Origin of the sequence: Bradyrhizobium sp. 154, assembly GCF_023073875.1 — a bacterium.
Lineage (GTDB): Bacteria > Pseudomonadota > Alphaproteobacteria > Rhizobiales > Xanthobacteraceae > Bradyrhizobium.
Genome location: NZ_JADPKG010000085.1, coordinates 1 through 17,272, shown reverse-complemented (window position 1 = coordinate 17,272; position 17,272 = coordinate 1). Strand labels below are relative to the sequence as shown.

The 17,272-nt window shown below is 62.1% G+C and carries 13 protein-coding genes and 2 pseudogenes; 12 read left to right on the top strand and 3 right to left on the bottom strand.

Going from position 1 to position 17,272, the window contains the following annotated elements:
- The first annotated feature begins 13 nt into the window (after positions 1-13).
- From IVA92_RS19635 to IVA92_RS19595, 9 genes are all read left to right on the top strand, one after another.
- Complete coding sequence (locus IVA92_RS19635) at positions 14-1,126, top strand: NAD-dependent epimerase/dehydratase family protein (protein WP_247280416.1); 1,113 nt, start codon at positions 14-16, stop codon at positions 1,124-1,126.
- Complete coding sequence (locus tag IVA92_RS19630; RefSeq protein WP_247280415.1) at positions 1,126-2,190, top strand: NAD-dependent epimerase/dehydratase family protein; 1,065 nt, start codon at positions 1,126-1,128, stop codon at positions 2,188-2,190. Before IVA92_RS19635 ends, IVA92_RS19630 begins: the two co-directional genes overlap by 1 nt.
- Positions 2,187-3,473 carry a TIGR04295 family B12-binding domain-containing radical SAM protein gene (locus IVA92_RS19625; protein ID WP_247280414.1) on the top strand — a complete coding sequence of 429 codons (1,287 nt, stop codon included), beginning with the start codon at positions 2,187-2,189 and terminating at the stop codon, positions 3,471-3,473. The genes IVA92_RS19630 and IVA92_RS19625 overlap by 4 nt, the downstream gene beginning before the upstream one ends.
- A gap of 26 nt (positions 3,474-3,499) precedes the next feature.
- A complete protein-coding gene (locus IVA92_RS19620) occupies positions 3,500-4,582 on the top strand; it encodes a glycosyltransferase family 4 protein (RefSeq protein WP_247280413.1) in 1,083 nt (360 codons plus the stop codon).
- Positions 4,579-5,709, top strand: coding sequence for a glycosyltransferase (locus IVA92_RS19615; protein ID WP_247280412.1), 1,131 nt, complete (start codon positions 4,579-4,581; stop codon positions 5,707-5,709). The genes IVA92_RS19620 and IVA92_RS19615 overlap by 4 nt, the downstream gene beginning before the upstream one ends.
- On the top strand, positions 5,706-6,794 hold the full coding sequence (locus IVA92_RS19610; RefSeq protein ID WP_247280411.1) for a glycosyltransferase: 1,089 nt from the start codon (positions 5,706-5,708) through the stop codon (positions 6,792-6,794). The genes IVA92_RS19615 and IVA92_RS19610 overlap by 4 nt, the downstream gene beginning before the upstream one ends.
- Positions 6,791-7,915 (top strand): glycosyltransferase, encoded by a 1,125-nt coding sequence (locus tag IVA92_RS19605; RefSeq protein WP_247280410.1) that lies wholly within the window; start codon positions 6,791-6,793, stop codon positions 7,913-7,915. The genes IVA92_RS19610 and IVA92_RS19605 overlap by 4 nt, the downstream gene beginning before the upstream one ends.
- An 11-nt stretch (positions 7,916-7,926) precedes the next feature.
- Entirely contained in the window at positions 7,927-8,982 is a 1,056-nt protein-coding gene (locus IVA92_RS19600; protein ID WP_247280409.1) for a UDP-glucuronic acid decarboxylase family protein, read from the top strand.
- A 667-nt stretch (positions 8,983-9,649) separates the two neighbouring features.
- A complete protein-coding gene (locus tag IVA92_RS19595) occupies positions 9,650-10,441 on the top strand; it encodes a Crp/Fnr family transcriptional regulator (RefSeq protein WP_247280408.1) in 792 nt (263 codons plus the stop codon).
- 482 nt (positions 10,442-10,923) lie between these two features.
- Here the strand turns inward: IVA92_RS19595 and IVA92_RS19590 are convergent.
- Positions 10,924-11,196: pseudogene (locus IVA92_RS19590) on the bottom strand (hypothetical protein); the annotation flags it as partial.
- Between the two features lie 257 nt (positions 11,197-11,453).
- Here IVA92_RS19590 and IVA92_RS19585 point away from each other — a divergent pair.
- Positions 11,454-11,705, top strand: a complete 252-nt coding sequence (locus IVA92_RS19585; RefSeq protein ID WP_247280407.1) for a hypothetical protein — start codon at positions 11,454-11,456, stop codon at positions 11,703-11,705.
- 35 nt (positions 11,706-11,740) lie between these two features.
- Here the strand turns inward: IVA92_RS19585 and IVA92_RS19580 are convergent, their stop codons facing one another.
- On the bottom strand, positions 11,741-12,433 hold the full coding sequence (locus IVA92_RS19580; protein ID WP_247280406.1) for a response regulator transcription factor: 693 nt from the start codon (positions 12,431-12,433) through the stop codon (positions 11,741-11,743).
- A gap of 951 nt (positions 12,434-13,384) precedes the next feature.
- Here IVA92_RS19580 and IVA92_RS19575 point away from each other — a divergent pair.
- Complete coding sequence (locus tag IVA92_RS19575; RefSeq protein ID WP_247280405.1) at positions 13,385-13,729, top strand: H-NS histone family protein; 345 nt, start codon at positions 13,385-13,387, stop codon at positions 13,727-13,729.
- A 1,432-nt stretch (positions 13,730-15,161) separates the two neighbouring features.
- On the opposite strand, the gene IVA92_RS19570 is transcribed toward IVA92_RS19575, so the two are convergent.
- Complete coding sequence (locus IVA92_RS19570) at positions 15,162-15,689, bottom strand: transglutaminase-like cysteine peptidase (protein WP_256464981.1); 528 nt, start codon at positions 15,687-15,689, stop codon at positions 15,162-15,164.
- Positions 15,690-16,594: 905 nt separating this feature from the next.
- Here IVA92_RS19570 and IVA92_RS19565 point away from each other — a divergent pair.
- Positions 16,595-17,272 (top strand): annotated as a pseudogene (locus IVA92_RS19565) (transposase); the annotation flags it as partial.

The window sequence follows — 17,272 nt, the reverse complement described above, 5'->3', positions numbered from 1 at the left end:
CACGGAGTGGTGCATGACGCGGGTATTAATCACTGGAGGCGCGGGATTCATCGGCTCGCATGTAACCGACATGCTGCTCGCTGCCGGTTATGAGGTCCGGCTGCTCGACAATCTTTCGCCGCAGGTCCACGGCGGCAACCGCCAGCGCCCGTCCTATCTCGCCGATGAGGCCGAGCTCGTCGTTGGCGACGTCACTGACAGCGTTGCGGTCGAACATGCCCTGCGCGGGGCCGACATGGTCCTGCATCTCGCTTCCGCCGTCGGCGTCGGCCAGAGCATGTACGACATCGAGCCTTTTGTGCGGACCAACGAGCTCGGCACAGCGGTGCTGCTCCAGGCGCTGTCGAGGCGCCCAGTCGAACGGCTGGTGGTCGCCTCCTCCATGAGCATCTACGGCGAGGGCCTCTATCGCAGGCCCGATCAAAGCGTCGTCGCCTGCGACGAACGGCCGATCGAGCAGCTGCGCAGAGGGGAATGGGAGTTGCGCGACAGCGCGGGTCACCCACTCGTCCCCGTGGCGACGCCGGAGAGCAAGCTGCCGTCACTGAGCTCGGTCTACGCATTGAACAAGTTTGCGCAGGAGCGCATGTGCCTGATCACAGGCAAGGCTTACGGCATCCCGACCCTGGCGCTGCGCTTCTTCAACGTGTTCGGTCCCCGTCAGGCCCTGTCAAATCCCTACACCGGCGTACTCGCGATCTTTGCCGCGCGGCTCCTCAACGGTCGGCCGCCGCTTGTTTTCGAGGACGGCGAGCAACGGCGCGATTTTGTTCACGTGCACGACGTCGCCCGCGCCTGCCGCATCGCGCTGCAAGTGGAGCAGGCGCAGGACGTCTTCAACGTGGGCTCGGGCCAAAGCCGGACCATTCTGTCGGTCGCCGAGGACCTCGCCGAGGTCATGGGCCGGAGCGACATCGCGCCCGAGATCACGCGGAAATACCGCGCCGGCGACATCAGGCACTGCTTCGCAGATATCGGCAAATCGCGCGACCTTCTCGGCTTCGAGCCGCATGTGGCTTTCAGGGAAGGCCTGGAGGAGCTCGCGGAATATCTCGCAGACCAGATCGCCGACGACCAGGCCGAGCGGGCGACCCAGGAGCTGCTGCAACGAGGATTGGTTGCGTGATGAATGAGCGAGACAATAGGCCGGTTCTGATCACAGGCGGCTGCGGCTTCATCGGTTGCAATCTTGCCGACCGGCTGGCGGAGCGCGGCGAGCGCGTATTGGTGCTGGACAACTTGGCCCGCGCCGGCGTGCGCGAGAACGCGCAATGGCTGAAATCCAGGCATCGCGACCTCATCACCATCGCGGTGGCCGACATTCGTGAGCCGATTCCGGTGATCGATGCCGTGCGTGAGGCCCGCGCGGTGCTGCATTTGGCGGCTCAGGTCGCCGTCACGGGCAGCGTGAGCGATCCCGCCGCCGATTTCGAGATCAACGCGCGCGGCACCCTGAACGTGCTTGAAGCGGTTCGGCTGCACAACAGCACCGCTCCGGTCGTGTTCGCCTCCACCAACAAGGTTTATGGCCGCCTGATCGAGGACAGCGAGATCGCACTCACCGGCCGCCGTTATACGCCCACCAGCGGCTTGCTGGCCGAAGGCGTCTCCGAGAACGCTGCCCTCGATTTCTACAGCCCCTATGGCTGTTCCAAGGGGACGGCGGATCAGTACGTCCACGACTATGCGCGGGTTTACGGGCTCCAGACCGTGGTGATGCGCATGAGCTGCATCTATGGGCCGCGCCAGTTCGGCACCGAGGACCAGGGCTGGATCGCACATTTCCTGCTGAGCGCGATCCGCGGCAACCCACTGACGATCTACGGCGATGGTTATCAGGTCCGCGACGCGCTGCATGTGTCGGATGCAGCCTCTGCCTGGCTCGCAGTACTCGACCGGATCTCGCTAGCGCGTGGACGCGTGTTCAATCTCGGCGGCGGACCAGCCAATGCGGTCAGCCTCCGGGAATTGATCGACCACATTGCCGAACTGACCGGCCATCAGGTCACATACCGCTTTGCCGATTGGCGTCCGGGCGATCAGCCTTGGTACGTCACCGACACCCGTGCGCTGTCTACCGCCCTCGGATGGGCACCGCAGGTCTCAGTCGCCGAGGGCCTTCGCTCGCTTCATGCCTGGCTGGACAGCCGCTTCGGAACAACTCGGGGCAACCGCGAGGCTCTCGCATGACGCGCGTCGCCCTGATCAATCCGAACTGGGATTTTGGCGGCAGCATCTATTTCGGCTGCCGGTCCCCCCACCTTCCGCTCGAGCTCGGGATCGCCGAGCATTATTTGAAAGCGGCCGGGCACCGGACGCTGCTGCTCGATGCGCACATGTTCGATCTGTCATTCGGGGACGTCGAGGCTGAGCTGCGCGCCTTCGAGCCTGACCTGATCGTCATCACGACGGCACCGACCTACCTGTTCTGGCGCTGCGCACCGCCGGAGCTGCGCGTTCCGCAGGAGCTTGCACTGGCGGTACGGGATCTTGCACCGGTCTTGGTCGCCGTTGGGCCGCACGGCTCGACCACGCCGCGGGCGGCCCTGAAGAAGCTCGCGGTCGACATAATCGTCATGGGTGAATGCGAAGCATCTTTGCTGCGGTTGGCCAACGGGGAGCGGGACTTCCCCGGCCTGTGCTTGGCGGACGGCGCCACGGTCCGGGTCAATGGCGGCCCGCAGGCGGTCGACTTCAAGGATCAGCCAGCGCTCGACTGGCCGGACGAGATGATCCGGCGGCATCGTCACCACCATCATCGCTTCGAGGCCGAACCGGTGGGCCCCGGCGCGGAGGTCGAGGCGTCGCGGGGATGCCCCTACAATTGCACGTTCTGCGCCAAGGAGAATTTCCGCAACGCCTACCGCAAACGGCCACCCTCGATCATTCTCGACGAGATTGATCGGCTGCGCGGCCAAGGCGTCGAATATGTCTACTTCATCGACGAAATCTTCCTTCCGAACCCAGAACTTCTGGAAGGGCTGAGTACGCGGGGCCTCAAATTCGGTGTCCAGACCCGCATCGATCTCTGGAAGCCGGACATGCTCGCCTTGCTGGGTCGCGCAGGCTGCGTCTCGATCGAGGCTGGCATCGAAAGTCTCACCGTCGAGGGCCGCGCGGCACTCGCCAAGAACTGCAAGATGACCACCGACCAGCTCGCCGACCGCCTGGTCGAAGCCCGACGCTACGTCCCCTTCGTGCAGGCCAATCTGATCGAGCTCCCCGAGGACGACGATCCCGTAGTGCAGCGCTGGCGCCGCAAGATGCAGGATGCCGGCATCTGGGCGAACGACCCGGTCCCGCTCTATCCCTACCCCGGCTCGCCGGACTACCGAAAGCTGTGGGGCGAGGCCGACGACTTCGCCTGGGAGCGCGCGCATCAGCACTATCTTGGAATGTTCGACCAGTTCAGCGACGTGCAGAACGATCGGCCGGTCCCGCTCGACGCCCTCGAACATCCGGTGGCGCCATGAGCCGCGGTTCCGACATCAGGATCCTGATGACGACCGACACTGTGGGCGGCGTGTGGACCTATTCCTGCTCACTCGCCTCGAGCCTTGCCGCCGCGGGCGCCCACTTGACGCTGGCGACGATGGGTCCATCCGCGCGCGCGGACCAGCGCGAGATGCTGCACGGCTCGGGGGTTCGCCTCATCGAAACCGACCTCGCTTTGGAATGGCAAGACCCGGAAGGGCGTGACCTCTGCAATGCCAGGCGTGTCCTTCTAGGGCTCGAAGCACGGTTCAGGCCGGACATTGTCCACCTCAACAGTTTCCGGGAGGCAACCCTGTCGTGGCGTGCGCCAACCGTTCTCGTGGCGCACTCCTGCGTCAACTCATGGGCGCTGGCCTGTCGGGATACGACCTGGCTCGGCGAGCCCCGTTGGGCGCGTTATACGGAACGGGTGGCCGCGGCGCTCAACAGCACGCAAGCTTGGGTCTGCCCGAGCCGGTCGTTCCACGATGACATCATGGAGATCTATCGGCCACGGTCTCCCGGCGCCGTGATCTGGAACGGGACTACTGCTGGGGACCTCTCAACTCGAAAGCAGGAGCTGATCTTCGCGGCCGGCCGGCTGTGGGATCATGCCAAGAACATCGGAGTATTGGCTGCGGCTGCACCGGATCTGGATTGGCCGGTTCAGGTCGCAGGACCCGCTGAAGCAGATCCGTCCGTGGGCGTCACTTGGCTTGGGCAATTGCCGCACAGCGCCTTGCGCGGACATCTCCAGCGCGCGGCGATCTTTGCAAGCCCAGCACTTTATGAACCGTTCGGCCTCTCCGTTTTGGAGGCAGCCGCCGCCGGCTGCGCGCTCGTGCTGTCGGACATCCCGACGTTCCGGGAATTGTGGAGCGGAGCCGCGCTGTTTTTCGATCCCTGCGATAGTCAGGCGTTGCACCGAGCTCTCGCAGAACTTTGTGCGGACGATCTCGAAAGAGCACAGCTGCAACGCGCCGCCTACGAGCGTTCCCTGACCTATTCGCTGTCGCGCACGACCGGCGCTTATCTGAAGCTCTACAAAGGGCTGCTCGCTGCCAACCGCACGACACCTCAAGCCGGCCAGATCGAGGTGCGCGCATGAAATGCGTCCTGTTCTACCACGCATTCACCTCCTGCTGGAACAATGGCAACGCTCATTTCCTGCGCGGCTACGCCCGCGAGCTGCATGCGCTTGGTCACGAGGTCGTCGTTTTCGAGCCGATCGACGGCTGGAGTCGGTTGAATGCCATCCGCGAGAGCGGCAGCGAGGTCCTGCAAGACATCGGACAGCTCTTCCCAGGCATTTCCATTCGTCGCTATGATGCCTCGCTCGATTTCGACGAAGCGCTCGATGGCGCCGATCTCGTCGTCGTGCACGAATGGAACTCGCCCGATGTGATCGAGCAGATCGGGCACAGGCGCGCGCACGGCGCTCCCTTCACATTATTGTTCCACGATACCCACCATCGTGCGATTACAGCGCCGGACGAACTTGCACAATTTGACCTCGATGCATTCGACGGCGTGCTCGCCTTCGGCGAGGTGCTTCGCCAGATCTACGTGAAGCTCGGCTGGGCCGACCGGGCCTATACTTGGCACGAAGCCGCCGATATCGCCTTGTACCACCCGCTGCCGAATGTCGAACCTACCGACGATCTGGTCTGGATCGGCAATTGGGGCGACGGCGAACGCAGCACTGAGCTCAACGAATTCCTGGTCGAGCCTGTTGCCGAGCTGAATTTGCGCGCGAGCGTCTATGGCGTGCGTTACTCGGATGCCGCGCTCCAGGCCATCCGGGCCACAGGTATCCGCCACGGCGGCTGGCTGCCTGCGCATTGGGCTCCGGTGGCATTCGCCGGCGCGCGCGCGACCATTCATGTCCCGCGCGGGCCCTATGTACGGTCGCTTCCGGGCATCCCTACCATCCGTGTGTTCGAGGCCCTCGCCTGCGGCATTCCTCTGCTTTCGGCGCCGTGGTCCGATGCGGAAAGCCTGTTTCCGGACGGCGCTTATCTCCAGGCGGCCGATGGCGCGGAGATGAAGCGCGCGCTCGGCGCCGTTCTCGACGATCGGGAGCTGTCTTCCGCGATGGTGGAGACCGGCCTTCGGACCATTCAGGAGCGCCATACCTGCCGTCACCGCGCACAACAGCTTGTGGGCATCGTGGAGGCCATTCGTGCCTCCGATAGCTCGTCACAGCCGCTGCGTTACATCGGAGCCTCCGCATGAAGATCTGCTTCTTCGGATCCAGCCTTGTCTCGTCCTACTGGAACGGCGCCGCCACCTATTATCGCGGCATGCTCAAGCAGATTGCGGCGCTCGGACACGACGTCATCTTCTTCGAGCCTGACGCCTTCGAGCGGCAGGCCCACCGCGACATCGACGACCCCGGCTGGGCCAGGGTCGTCGTGTACCCCGCGACCGCCGACGGCTGGCGCGGCTCGCTCGATGCGGCGGCGCGATCGGCCGACATGCTGATCAAGGCCAGCGGCGTCGGCGTCTTCGATCAGGAGCTGGAGACCGCCGTTGCTGCCTTACCCTCCCGAACCATGCGCATCTACTGGGATGTCGATGCTCCCGCCACGCTCGAAGCGATGGCAAACGATCCGGAGCATCATCTGCGCCGTGCGATTCCATCCTACGACATGGTCTTGACCTACGGCGGCGGCGATGGCGTCGTATCGGCCTACCGCGCTATTGGTGCGCGAGACTGCGTTCCGATCTACAACGCCCTCGACCCCGAAACGCATTTTCCATCGCCGCCCAAGCCGGACTTCACCTGCGATCTCAGCCTGCTGGCAAATCGCCTGCCTGATCGCGAGCAGCGCGTCGAGCACTTCTTCCTCGACATCGCGCGCCAGTTGCCGGACAAGACGTTCGTTCTCGGCGGCTCCGGCTGGGAGACCAAGGATACGTCCGGCAACCTCCGAAAGGTCGGGCATGTCGGCACTGGCGAGCACAACGCATTCTTCGGCTCCGGCCTTGCCACGCTCAACGTCAATCGCGACAGCATGGCGCGATACGGATTCTCGCCGCCGACGCGGGTATTCGAGGCGATCGGCGCAGGCGCCTGCTTGATCACCGATCAATGGGTCGGCATCGACCATTTCCTCGAGCCGGATCGCGAAGTGCTGGTGGCCGCGAATGGAGCCGAGATTGCCGGCCATCTCGGCGCCCTCAGCCCTGATCGGGCCGCCGCGATCGCCAGCCGTGCCCGCGCGCACATTCTCAGCCAACACACCTACAGGCATCGCGCCCGCCAATTCAACGATCTCTTCGTCGGAAGCAGCTCGCACATCGAGGCAGCAGAATGAACCTTAGCATCGTCGTCGTCGGTCTTTCGGTCACGTCATCATGGGGCAATGGTCACGCCACGACCTACCGCGCCCTGATCGAGGCCCTCGCGCGACGAGGCCACCATGTCACCTTCCTGGAGCGCGACGTCGCCTGGTATCGCGAGCATCGCGATCTCACCAAGCCGTCGTCATGGACTGTCGAGCTCTATCAATCACTGAAGGATGTCCCTCGCCGCTTCGGAAAGCTGATCCGGGACGCCGACCTCGTCATCATCGGCTCCTATGTGCCCGACGGTATCGCCATCTCCGAATGGATCACGAGCCAAGCGCGAGGGATCACCGCCTTCTACGACATCGACACGCCGGTGACGCTGGCGAGACTCGACCGGGGCCTCGACTATCTCTCCGCTGCGATGATCCCGCGTTTCGACCTCTATCTATCGTTCGCCGGTGGCCCGGTGCCCGACATGATCGAGGCGCGTTACGGCAGCCCGATGGCACGGGTTCTCTATTGCAGCGCCGACGCGGACGCCTACGTGCCGCAACAGGCCAAGACGAAATGGGCACTGGGCTATCTCGGAACTTATAGCGAGGATCGGCAGCCCGTCCTTGAACAACTGCTGTTGTCCCCGGCGCGGATGCTGCCGTCCGAGCAATTCGCCGTCGCGGGCGCGCAATATCCTGAACATATCGCCTGGCCCGACAATGTCATGCGGATCGAGCACCTCGCGCCAAAGCAGCACCCGATGTTTTACGCGGAGCAGCGGTTCGCCCTGAATGCGACCCGCGCCGACATGCGCGCGTTGGGCTTCTCGCCGAGCGTTCGGCTGTTCGAAGCTGCCGCCTGCGGCACGCCCGTGATTTCCGACCGATGGCCGGGGATCGAGACCATCTTCGAGCCGTCGCGGGAAATCTTGCTGGCCTCAACGGCGCGCGACGTCATCGAGATCCTGCGCGACATGCCCGAGGAACGTCGACGCACTATCGCCGAGAGCGCGCGCCGCCGCGTTCTGACCGATCACACCTCCGACCATCGAGCCCGCCAGTTGGAGGTCTACTGCGCCGAAGCAACCGCGCGCCGCCGCCGCAAATCGGCGCGGCTACCGGCTGGCCGACCGGTTCAAGTCGCCGAACTCTGAGGGAGCTTGCCATGACACTCCAGACCCGCATTCCCACGCTCCGTCGCTCGCCGACAGTGCTCATCGCCGGCGGCGCCGGCTTCATCGGCTCTCATCTCTGCGATTCGCTTCTGCAACGCGGCAACAGGGTGATCTGCCTCGACAACCTGTTCACGGGCACAATCGACAATATCAGGCCGCTGCTGAACCATCCGAACTTTCGCTTCATCGAACATGATGTGCGCGAGGAGATCGAGATCGACGACGAGATCGACCGGGTCTACAGTCTCGCCTGCCCCGCCTCACCCCGGCATTACCAGAAGGATCCGGTCGGCACGATGAAGACATGCGTGCTCGGCACCATCAATTTGCTCGAGCTCGCCCGCCGCAAGGGCGCCCGCGTCCTGCAGGCCTCGACGAGCGAAGTCTACGGCGATCCGGAGGTGCATCCACAGCCGGAATCCTATCTTGGCAACGTCAACCCGATCGGGCCGCGGGCCTGCTACGACGAGGGCAAACGCGCCGCCGAGACGCTGATGTTCGACTATCACCGCACGCACGGAACCGAGATCAAGGTCGCGCGCATCTTCAACACCTATGGCCCGCGCATGCTGGAGAACGATGGCCGTGTCGTCTCCAATTTCATCGTGCAGGCGCTGCGCGGCGAGCCGATCACGATCTATGGCGGCGGCACGCAGACAAGGAGCTTCTGCTTCGTCGACGATCTGGTGCGGGGCCTTCAACTGCTGATGGAAAGCCCGGCCTCGGTAACCGGCCCGTGCAACCTCGGCAATCCGCACGAGGTCACGATCGAGGCCATAGCCCGGGAGGTCCTGACGTACACGGAGTCGGCCTCCCCACTCCGCTTCGTGGCGCTGCCGAAGGACGATCCGAAGCGTCGCAAGCCGGTCATCGACACCGCCGCGCAACTTCTGGGATGGCGTCCGCGCGTAGCGCTGAAGGACGGTCTTCAGGCGACGATCGCCTATTTCGCGTTGCGCGTCGCGGATGAGTCACCGACGCTGGTGCCGGCTCTTGCACGGCGAAAGAGAGGTCCGACGCGCGGCATGCTCAAGATTGCGGATTAAGATCAACGCGCTTCTCGTTGGATCGGATCCCAGTTGAGAAGCGGACATCCGCTCAGCCGATCAAAGTCAATTATCCACGCGGCTCAGCCGAGCTGGGAGGCGAAGCCATGGAATGGTGGGCGCACCAGGGCTCGAATCTGGGACCCGCTGATTAAGAGATAGCAACCGGTTGAAGACCATCAATGACTTGCCGATCGCGTCCCGGGGATCGTCTGGCAGAATATGGGCATCGCCGCGCATTCATGGCCGTCTTTCCACCAGTGTTGGTCCGATCGGTCAGAAAACTTTCCTGAAGCAGTTCGATACTGTCACTGAGTGATTCAGAGCGCGTTTGCAGGCGTCTTGCGCTTCTCTAATCGTGGTCGAAGAGCTCGTTCGGAGAGCGTTCCCTGGCGAGGACACTCTTCTGCCCTCGCGCAGCCTGCTCGCGACAAAGTTTGATGCGATCGGTTGTGATGTCCGCGGCGGCCTTGCCGAGCGCCAGCTGAAGCCAGAGGCATAGGATCTCCGCTACAGCGTGCGGCTGTGGGTCCTGCGCATGCTCACCATCCATCATAGGAACCATATCTGTGGCGGCCGGTTGGCTTGCCATTGAGCTGTCACTCTGCAGAGCAGCTCGACAAACCGGCATGAGTCCTAGGCCGAGCATCCGTCGGGGACCAATCCCATGATGGACCACGCGACCAGAGTTGGTAATCGGTTGTTAGCAGCGTTGCCGCCAGCAGATTTTGCTTTGCTTGCGCCTCATTTGCGGAAAGTCGAGATCGAGCGCGATTCCGTGCTGGCCCGATCGGGCGACCGGGTCGAACATCTCCTCTTCCCCCTGAGCGGCGCGATCGCCGCTATCATGGCGCTGCCGAACGGCCAGACAGTTGCCACAGCGATCATCGGCCACGAGGGGGCTGTGGGCCTGACGTCAGCGCTCGGCGCATCCAATTCGCCCGCGACGGCAGTCGTTCGCATACCAGGGTTCGCGCTGCAGATCTCGGCGGTGCAATTTCTGGCAGCGCAACATCGCAGCCCTCCAATCACATCCATGGTGCAGGTCTTCACGAGATCGTTGTTGACGCAGCTTCAGCACGAGGCCGCCTGCAATGCACTGCATTCCGTCGAAGCCCGCCTGGCGCGCTGGCTGCTTCACATTCACGACCGGGCGAATGGAGGCGATCTCCTCCCGCTGACCCAGGAAACATTATCGGAATTGCTGGGCGTCCGCCGCACCACCGTCACACATGTCGTAAGCACAATGCGCGCCTCAAGAGCTCTGAAATCCAATCGGCGCGGCCAGCTCGAGATTGATCGGCCGCGGCTCGAAGCCGTGGCATGCGAGTGCTACAAGGTCATGAGCCGCAAAATCGATCGGATAGTTTCGCAGGGCGCGGTCGGACTCGTTCATGGGGCGCCAGCGCGGCGGGCCTCCCATTCGCCCGGTAGCCGAGTAGCCGGGACAGGCTCGTAGAGCCGGTTCACTTTCGCGAACCAGTCGCGTGTAGCTTCGCAATTCGGCAAAAGTGCGCGGGTCTGTCGTTACAAACGCCCACTCCTGCGCGGAAGCGAGCTCAGAAAATTGGCAGCTTAGGGGCCGCGCCCTCGACCGAAGCCGACCATAGATTGCTCAGGTGCGCTTTCGGCCACACTTTCCAGCATGCCGGAGCAAAGGCCCGGGCATTGCTGGCCGTACGGCGACCCATAGCGCTCATGCATGGGCTAAGAAGACTCCTACCGGTTGGATTCGATTGCGCTCGAGATCCGAGCATCAGCCCTGGGGCAATCGGCCTTGCGCTTTTCCTTGTTCTCTTCGTCGGCGCAATCGACCCCGCCATCCGCGCTTGGAGTTCCAGAGCTACCGCCGGTCGCGAACGGCCCTTTGCCATCGGCTCCGCCACCACCGGACCCGCCGCTACCGCCGCCACCGCCGGATGTCCCTCCGGCACGAGATGATCCAGCAGGGCCACCGCCAGCTGCTCCACCGCCCCCAGATGACCCTCCGCTCGAGTTCCCCGGCCCCGCCGCGGACGACCGATCGTTGTCGAAGAACGACTGGCCCCTGTCGTTCTGCCTCTCCGCGTGCAGGCCGCCTGACCTTGCAATGGCTTTTGAGGTCAGGGAAGTGGACAGAAGCAGGGTCATGACGGGGGGCGTCACGGCTGCAAATCTTCCGCAGGTTTTCAAAAACGCCCGCCGGTCGTCATCTTCATTACCATCCCGGGTCACGACGCGCTCTCCTCGATTTAAAATTTTAAATACCTTATTATATATTAAATACGCTTTCAACCAGGGAATGTTCCTTGCCCGGCGGGAGTTACTGAACGTGCGTCGCTCCGACAGAACGGCTCCAAATTCCGTGTTTTCCTCTCGGCGCGCCCGCGCATTGCGGCTTGCTGCGCGAATTGAGTTGCGCCTCAGCATTTAATATAGTTAATTTGTGTTTAACTGGCCGAGCGCGAGTTCGGCTGCAATGGATCATTGCGATGCCACTGCAATTCCACCGGTCCGTCCGGGACATGGAGATCTGGAGCGCGAGCAGCCACGGCTTCTCGTTCGTGATCAGTTTTGAAAGCCCTGGAGGTTCGGGCTTTCACGGACGCTCCGGCTACTTGGCGAGTTGGCGTCCGCTCCACAAGAACCAAGCCGCAATCAAGATTGGCGGCTCGCCCTTTGGAACATTAGCCGAGGCCGAAGGGGCTTGCCGCAATATGATTGAGCATCTGGCGCCACCATAGCGCGCCCCCGCGCACGAGCACGGCAGACGTCCTCGTCACTTCACGCTGGCCGGATCCTGACGCAACAGATCCGGGGGATCCGGCTCACGTGGCGCTGTATGCAGCTCGTTTCGCGAAATCGCCAATGCCGCGAGAACTGTACGATTGCTGACATCCAGCTTCTGGAAGATGTGATGAAGGTGGACTTTGATCGTACCGTCGGCAATATTCAAGCGACGCCCAATCTCCTTATTCGATAGCCCCTCCGACACGAGCCGCATGATCTGGCGCTCCCGGCCCGTCAGTTGTGTCAGCGGCCTCTTCTCACCAGCACGGGGCTCCTGGTTGCCGTTCCCGGTGCTCGACAAGCCTGCTGCTACGCCTTGGGCAGCCTTCCGCAGGGTTGCGACCAGCATCTCCGGATTCGCGTCCTTCGGGAGGATGATGCAGGCGCCGTCCAAGGCCAGCCTCTGTAGCTCACTGTCGCCCGCGATACCCGCGAAGAAGATTATCGGGACACCTGGGCCTACCGTGTTTGCAAGAGCGAGGATCTGCTGTCGGCTGACATCGGGCAGTGCAGCATCGACAAGCGTGATGTCCGGCACAAGAAATCGGATTGCCTCAAGACAGCTTGCACCATCGCTGCACGACGCAACGATCGTAAAATCACGCTGCGTCGCAAGAACGCTCCTGATTCCCTGTAAGACGATCGGGTGTCGATCCGCGATGACAACTCTGATGCGGCGCATGCTTCCCTTGCCTGTTGCTAACAACCCCCGTGCAGCCGTTTAATCCGGCATCTCCTTTGAGATGCGCGAGGCATGACCCATCAGCTCGGCCATAAAGTCGCACGGCTTAGGTTTGAGACAGCACGAAGCAGCAACGCTCGATGGCCGCGCTAGCGTAACTCGCTCAGAGAATGCGTGCAGCACCGTAAGAATGCGGTGCTCCACGGAAAGTTAAAAACCGCGAATTCCTCGACGAAAGCGCCATTCTTTCCACAACGATTGGTAGATTCGATCTACAAATTCTCTCGAAGAGTGTCATCGGCGCACCCGATCGGTTGCGTTGTCATTATGGTCAACATCCATCTAACTTCGCCAGGGCCGGTTATTACGAACGATATATAGGGTCATTCACGATTCAAATCTAACATTCGACGAAGTTTCACTGAAGCGAGGCCATTCGAAAAGCCTCGCTTTCCGGAGGGAGGGCAAAAAAGTATTACTATTCATCAAAGCGAGGATTGGCAATCAAAGACAAAATATGGCTGCGTTTGATCGCAGCCCGTGTAGCACCGATGAAAACCCGGTCCCCAAATTGGAGCTGATTTCGTCAATTCAGCAACTTCAATGAGCGGTCGCGCGGTCATCGTTGGCATGAGTAGGTGGTCACATGTATTCTTCCGCTATTTTGCGTCAAACACATCAGGCCCTAATCGTTCAATTCACCGAATTGCAGAACCTACGTAGTCGCGTGTTGAAGGCCGAGCAGCGATTGCTTGCGCCCAGGCGACGAGCCCACGGGCGGAGGGCGCCAGGGAAGCGACCGCTCGGTCGGAGGCACGGTCCCAATCGGTAGCACCAGGTACCGCGTTCCACACAGGCGCCGCCGCGCGCCCGGATCGCGCTTGCCCGACCCCGGCTTGACCTGATAATCCCCCTCCTGTTTCGGTTCGGAAGTAGTTGGGGACAGCTTCCATGGAGAAGGACGACTGGGCAAACATGACCACAGCCGAGCTGTGGCGGCTTTACGATGAGGTCACGACCGTCCTCAGTCGCAGGATGACTGCGGAAAAAGCCAAGCTCGAACAGCGGCTTCGTAAGATTGAGGGGACCGCCGGTCCGACTCAGACCCAGGAACGTTCGCGCCGCCCCTACCCGCCGGTGCTGCCGAAATACCGGAACCCGAAGAATCCGTCCGAAACTTGGTCTGGTCGCGGTAAGCAGCCCCGATGGCTGAAAGCGCAGCTTCGAGCCGGCAAGAAGCTAAACGATCTCCTGATCGATCGCTCGTCCGCGCAAAGGCGCCGCCGGACCGGCTGAGGCGCGCCGCCGCGCTATCGTCGCGCGCCGACGACCCCGCGCGGTTTCACGGCGGTTTGTGTGGCGACGCTCGCGTTGAAGCCGATCTAGCCCGCGCTGAGGGTCGGAGAACAAGTAGCGATGGTGTTTTGCGGATCCTCCGTACAACGTCTCGATCAAATAGACAGTCGGTCGCGGCAACATCAAACACCGCGAATTCCTTCAAGCGCCCGGCGAGATGACAATCGCCGAATTGCATCCTTCCTGGACCAAACGATGCGGCCAGCGCCCAGGCGGCGATATTTTCATTATCGATGATCCGCAGAAGCCGGACGCCATCAACCTGTGGTTCTCCAACACGCTCAGGTCGCGGTTAGACGACAAAAGGCGTCATCACCGTCGTCATGCAACGCGTTCACCTGAACGATGTCAGCGGCTACCTGCTCGAGATTGTTGGATCTGGCGGCGATCGCCGAGGAAGACGGGGAAATTGAGATCGGCCGCGGTAAGGTTCACCGTCGGCGGGCCGGCGAGACCCTTCATCCCACCACCTTAAACTAAACTTCTCGGCCATGCGCGGCGGTTTGAAGAAGCCGGAACGTAGGGCCCCTACGCAGCTTAGGACGCGCAGCTCGGCGGTACCGGCGCGGGTCTCCTACTAGTTTCGGCCGCCTGCGACTGAAGAACTCGCTTCAGGAGGCGGCGCCCCGCAGCCGCCAACCAGATCAAAGTCAAAAAAGCTGCCGCTCAGACTCATGGCCAACCGAGAATAGTCCTCCTCTTGAACCTTGGCAGGCCGGTGCGAAAAGCGTCCACCCAGTTTGAGCGCTGAGGCTGGACTCCCCTTCGCCCAGAATCGCGCAAGCACAGCAAGGCGGATCGCTCTTCCTTCGCGCTCAGGCCTTCCTGGTCTGCAAACAGCTTCCGTCCCACGCTAGCCGCGTCAAGTTCGCCTGCAAGGTCAGCGACGAATTCACCGTACGCATCGTCAAGATGAAGAGCTACACCGCAATGGTAACAAGACGCCTTGGTGGGCGGACCTCCAGATCTCACCGCGACCGGTCGCGAACGAGCTATGGGCTGGAAGCCGGATCGACGCCAGCGGGCAGGTCGACAGACGCGATCAAGCTCGCTGTTCGGAGCTTGGAACAAGAGCAACGTTGAAATGAATTTCCCCTTCAATATGACCTAAGTCCTCCCGGCAAACGCCATACCGGGAGACTTCGAGGTGCTTGCCCCCCCCTCCTGCCCGAAGGCCTCGACCGAGCTCACACTCAACCCGGCGCTCGATGGGACTGGCCGATCGAACGGTCGGTTCGTAGTGGTCACCTCGGCCGTGTGCCTGATCGGGCTCCTGGTCGGTCCCGACGAAAGGCTCCGCGCCTTTCGCGACAGGTTACTAATTTAGTCGTGGAAAGGAAATGGTGATTGCCTTGTGCTGGCTCGGCCAAATTTATACCTTTCCGCGGTCGACCGTCGAACACAGCTGATTGCTGCTCGGCATTTGTACGCGAACCCAACGATAGGGGACCCGCGACCACAGCTTGATCTCTGAAGCAAGATTGTCGAGCACGAGATCGCCGCTCCGGGTGCGCACGAGCAGCACCAAATGATGCTCTCCAGAACTGACGATGACCTCGCTCAGGAGCAAGGCCCGCGCCGGCCAGCCACGCTGAAGGAGTTCGTGACGTTTGCTTACAGCGTAATCATTGCAGTCCCCGCGATCGGGATTGATGCTCCACGCCTCGCCGTCTAAGCCGAGATGGTTGGGCGCAGGCACAATGGACAAGTTGACCAGACCATTGACCTCTAAGAGATCCGCCCACCGTTCCTCCGTCAGCCGGACTGGACCGCCGCGGAAGCCCCGCCGCGAGCGGCACTCGGCCTCGTAGCGCAGGCAGAACATCGTGTACGTCAGAGGCGGAAGTGTGGGCCGCCCAAGTTCGATGCGCCCTAGTGCCGCTTGAGGAGGCGTAGGCATCGCCAGGCGTCCTGCCCCCGCCCATGGAGTACCTCCGGCCATCATGGCGATCGCTATAACCAAGACGGAGCCGGAGACTCGATACATCTGCCGATCCCTACTGAGGTTCGGATCCAGTCGCAGCCAGGCTATGGGCAGAACTGCGCGATTAATTCGCCCATTTAAATATGTTTAATATATAATTAGCAACGAAAATAACAATCCGATTATTGCGCCTCGGACTAAAACGCTCGGCCTGCCAGTGGACAAGCAGGTTCAAATGCGCCTCGGTTGCTTCTCTCCGGGAGCGCTGCTGCCCTTACGCGGTTATGCCATCTGTCACCGACGGTTGTGCTCGCGTCGCGAGCGTCGCGCTGTTATCGGGCGGACGGCGCCGAAGGAGCGCTGGCCCGAACTTCGTCCCCCTCATAGGTCAGACGACAATCGTAGCGGTGACTTCGCCCGCCAAGCGAATGGCTGCAATCAGCAGCATATTTTTTACAACAGGGAAGCGCCGCGCACTCGGTCCGCGGTTGTGCGCCGAATTTTGTGCGCAAGGCGGGGACGCGAGTCGAAATCGCCAGCACCATCGCTTCTCGCAGGCCACTGCCTGACAGAAGCCTGCGGAGCTTTGGAATCGGGGTTCGATCCGGACGCTCGGGTTGGACGATCAGGACCGGCGATGTCGAGTGTTGGTCGCGTTGTTTGTCAAGGCAGCCGATTTGACCCCACTAACCGATCCTGACGGCTGCGCCTTTTCGATCGCCTCCGGCAATCTACCGGCGGTCCCTTGATCAGTGGGTAATGCGCTCGCGGCGGGAAATCTGTGCGCGTAGGGCGGGGGCGAGCCGTTCCAGAATCAGTGACCTTGCCCCCTGGACTTAATCCAGATTGAAGTTCGCTCTGGCCCATATGAGGACCAGAGCATGAAGCACAGCCGCTTTACGGAAGAGCAGATCATCGGGATTTTGAAGGAGCACGAGGCTGGCGTGTCGGTTGTCGATCTGTGCCGGAAGCACGGCGTCAGCGATGCCAGCATCTACAAATGGAAAGCCAAATTTGGCGGGATGGAGGTCTCGGAGGCCAAGCGGCTGAGGACGCTGGAGGATGAGAACACGCGGCTGAAGCGGCTTTTGGCCGACGCCATGCTGGACAATGCGGCGTTAAAGGACCTCCTGGGAAAGAAGTGGTGACGCCCGCGGGGAAGCGGAAAGCTGTCGCCCATCTCGTGGACGCCCACGGGATGAGCGAACGGCGGGCGTGTAAAGCCATCGGCTGTTGCCGCATGACCATCAGATATCGGACGACCCGGGCGGACGACGCGGCCCTACGCCAACGCATGAGAGCGATTGCCGAGGTGCGCCGTCGCTTCGGCTATCGGCGCCTGCATGTTCTGCTCAGGCGGGAGGGCTATCTGGTCAACCACAAGAAACTGTTCCGGCTCTACCAGGAAGAGAGGCTCGCGGTCCGTCGCCGTGGTGGCCGCAAGCGGGCGCTCGGGACCAGGGCGCCGATGGTGGTGCCTATAGCGCCGAATGACCGCTGGTCGCTCGACTTCGTCTCGGACCAGCTCACCGATGGCCGCCGCTTCCGCATCCTGACCG

Excerpts from the sequence above, each read along its gene's own strand:
- IVA92_RS19635 (WP_247280416.1), top strand. The coding sequence starts at position 14 with ATGACGCGGGTATTAATCACTGGAGGCGCGGGATTCATCGGCTCGCAT.
- IVA92_RS19630 (WP_247280415.1), top strand. The coding sequence starts at position 1,126 with ATGAATGAGCGAGACAATAGGCCGGTTCTGATCACAGGCGGCTGCGGC.
- IVA92_RS19625 (WP_247280414.1), top strand. The coding sequence starts at position 2,187 with ATGACGCGCGTCGCCCTGATCAATCCGAACTGGGATTTTGGCGGCAGC.
- IVA92_RS19620 (WP_247280413.1), top strand. The coding sequence starts at position 3,500 with ATGACGACCGACACTGTGGGCGGCGTGTGGACCTATTCCTGCTCACTC.
- IVA92_RS19615 (WP_247280412.1), top strand. The coding sequence starts at position 4,579 with ATGAAATGCGTCCTGTTCTACCACGCATTCACCTCCTGCTGGAACAAT.
- IVA92_RS19610 (WP_247280411.1), top strand. The coding sequence starts at position 5,706 with ATGAAGATCTGCTTCTTCGGATCCAGCCTTGTCTCGTCCTACTGGAAC.
- IVA92_RS19605 (WP_247280410.1), top strand. The coding sequence starts at position 6,791 with ATGAACCTTAGCATCGTCGTCGTCGGTCTTTCGGTCACGTCATCATGG.
- IVA92_RS19600 (WP_247280409.1), top strand. The coding sequence starts at position 7,927 with ATGACACTCCAGACCCGCATTCCCACGCTCCGTCGCTCGCCGACAGTG.
- IVA92_RS19595 (WP_247280408.1), top strand. The coding sequence starts at position 9,650 with ATGATGGACCACGCGACCAGAGTTGGTAATCGGTTGTTAGCAGCGTTG.
- IVA92_RS19585 (WP_247280407.1), top strand. The coding sequence starts at position 11,454 with ATGCCACTGCAATTCCACCGGTCCGTCCGGGACATGGAGATCTGGAGC.
- IVA92_RS19580 (WP_247280406.1), bottom strand. The coding sequence starts at position 12,433 with ATGCGCCGCATCAGAGTTGTCATCGCGGATCGACACCCGATCGTCTTA.
- IVA92_RS19575 (WP_247280405.1), top strand. The coding sequence starts at position 13,385 with ATGGAGAAGGACGACTGGGCAAACATGACCACAGCCGAGCTGTGGCGG.
- IVA92_RS19570 (WP_256464981.1), bottom strand. The coding sequence starts at position 15,689 with ATGCCTACGCCTCCTCAAGCGGCACTAGGGCGCATCGAACTTGGGCGG.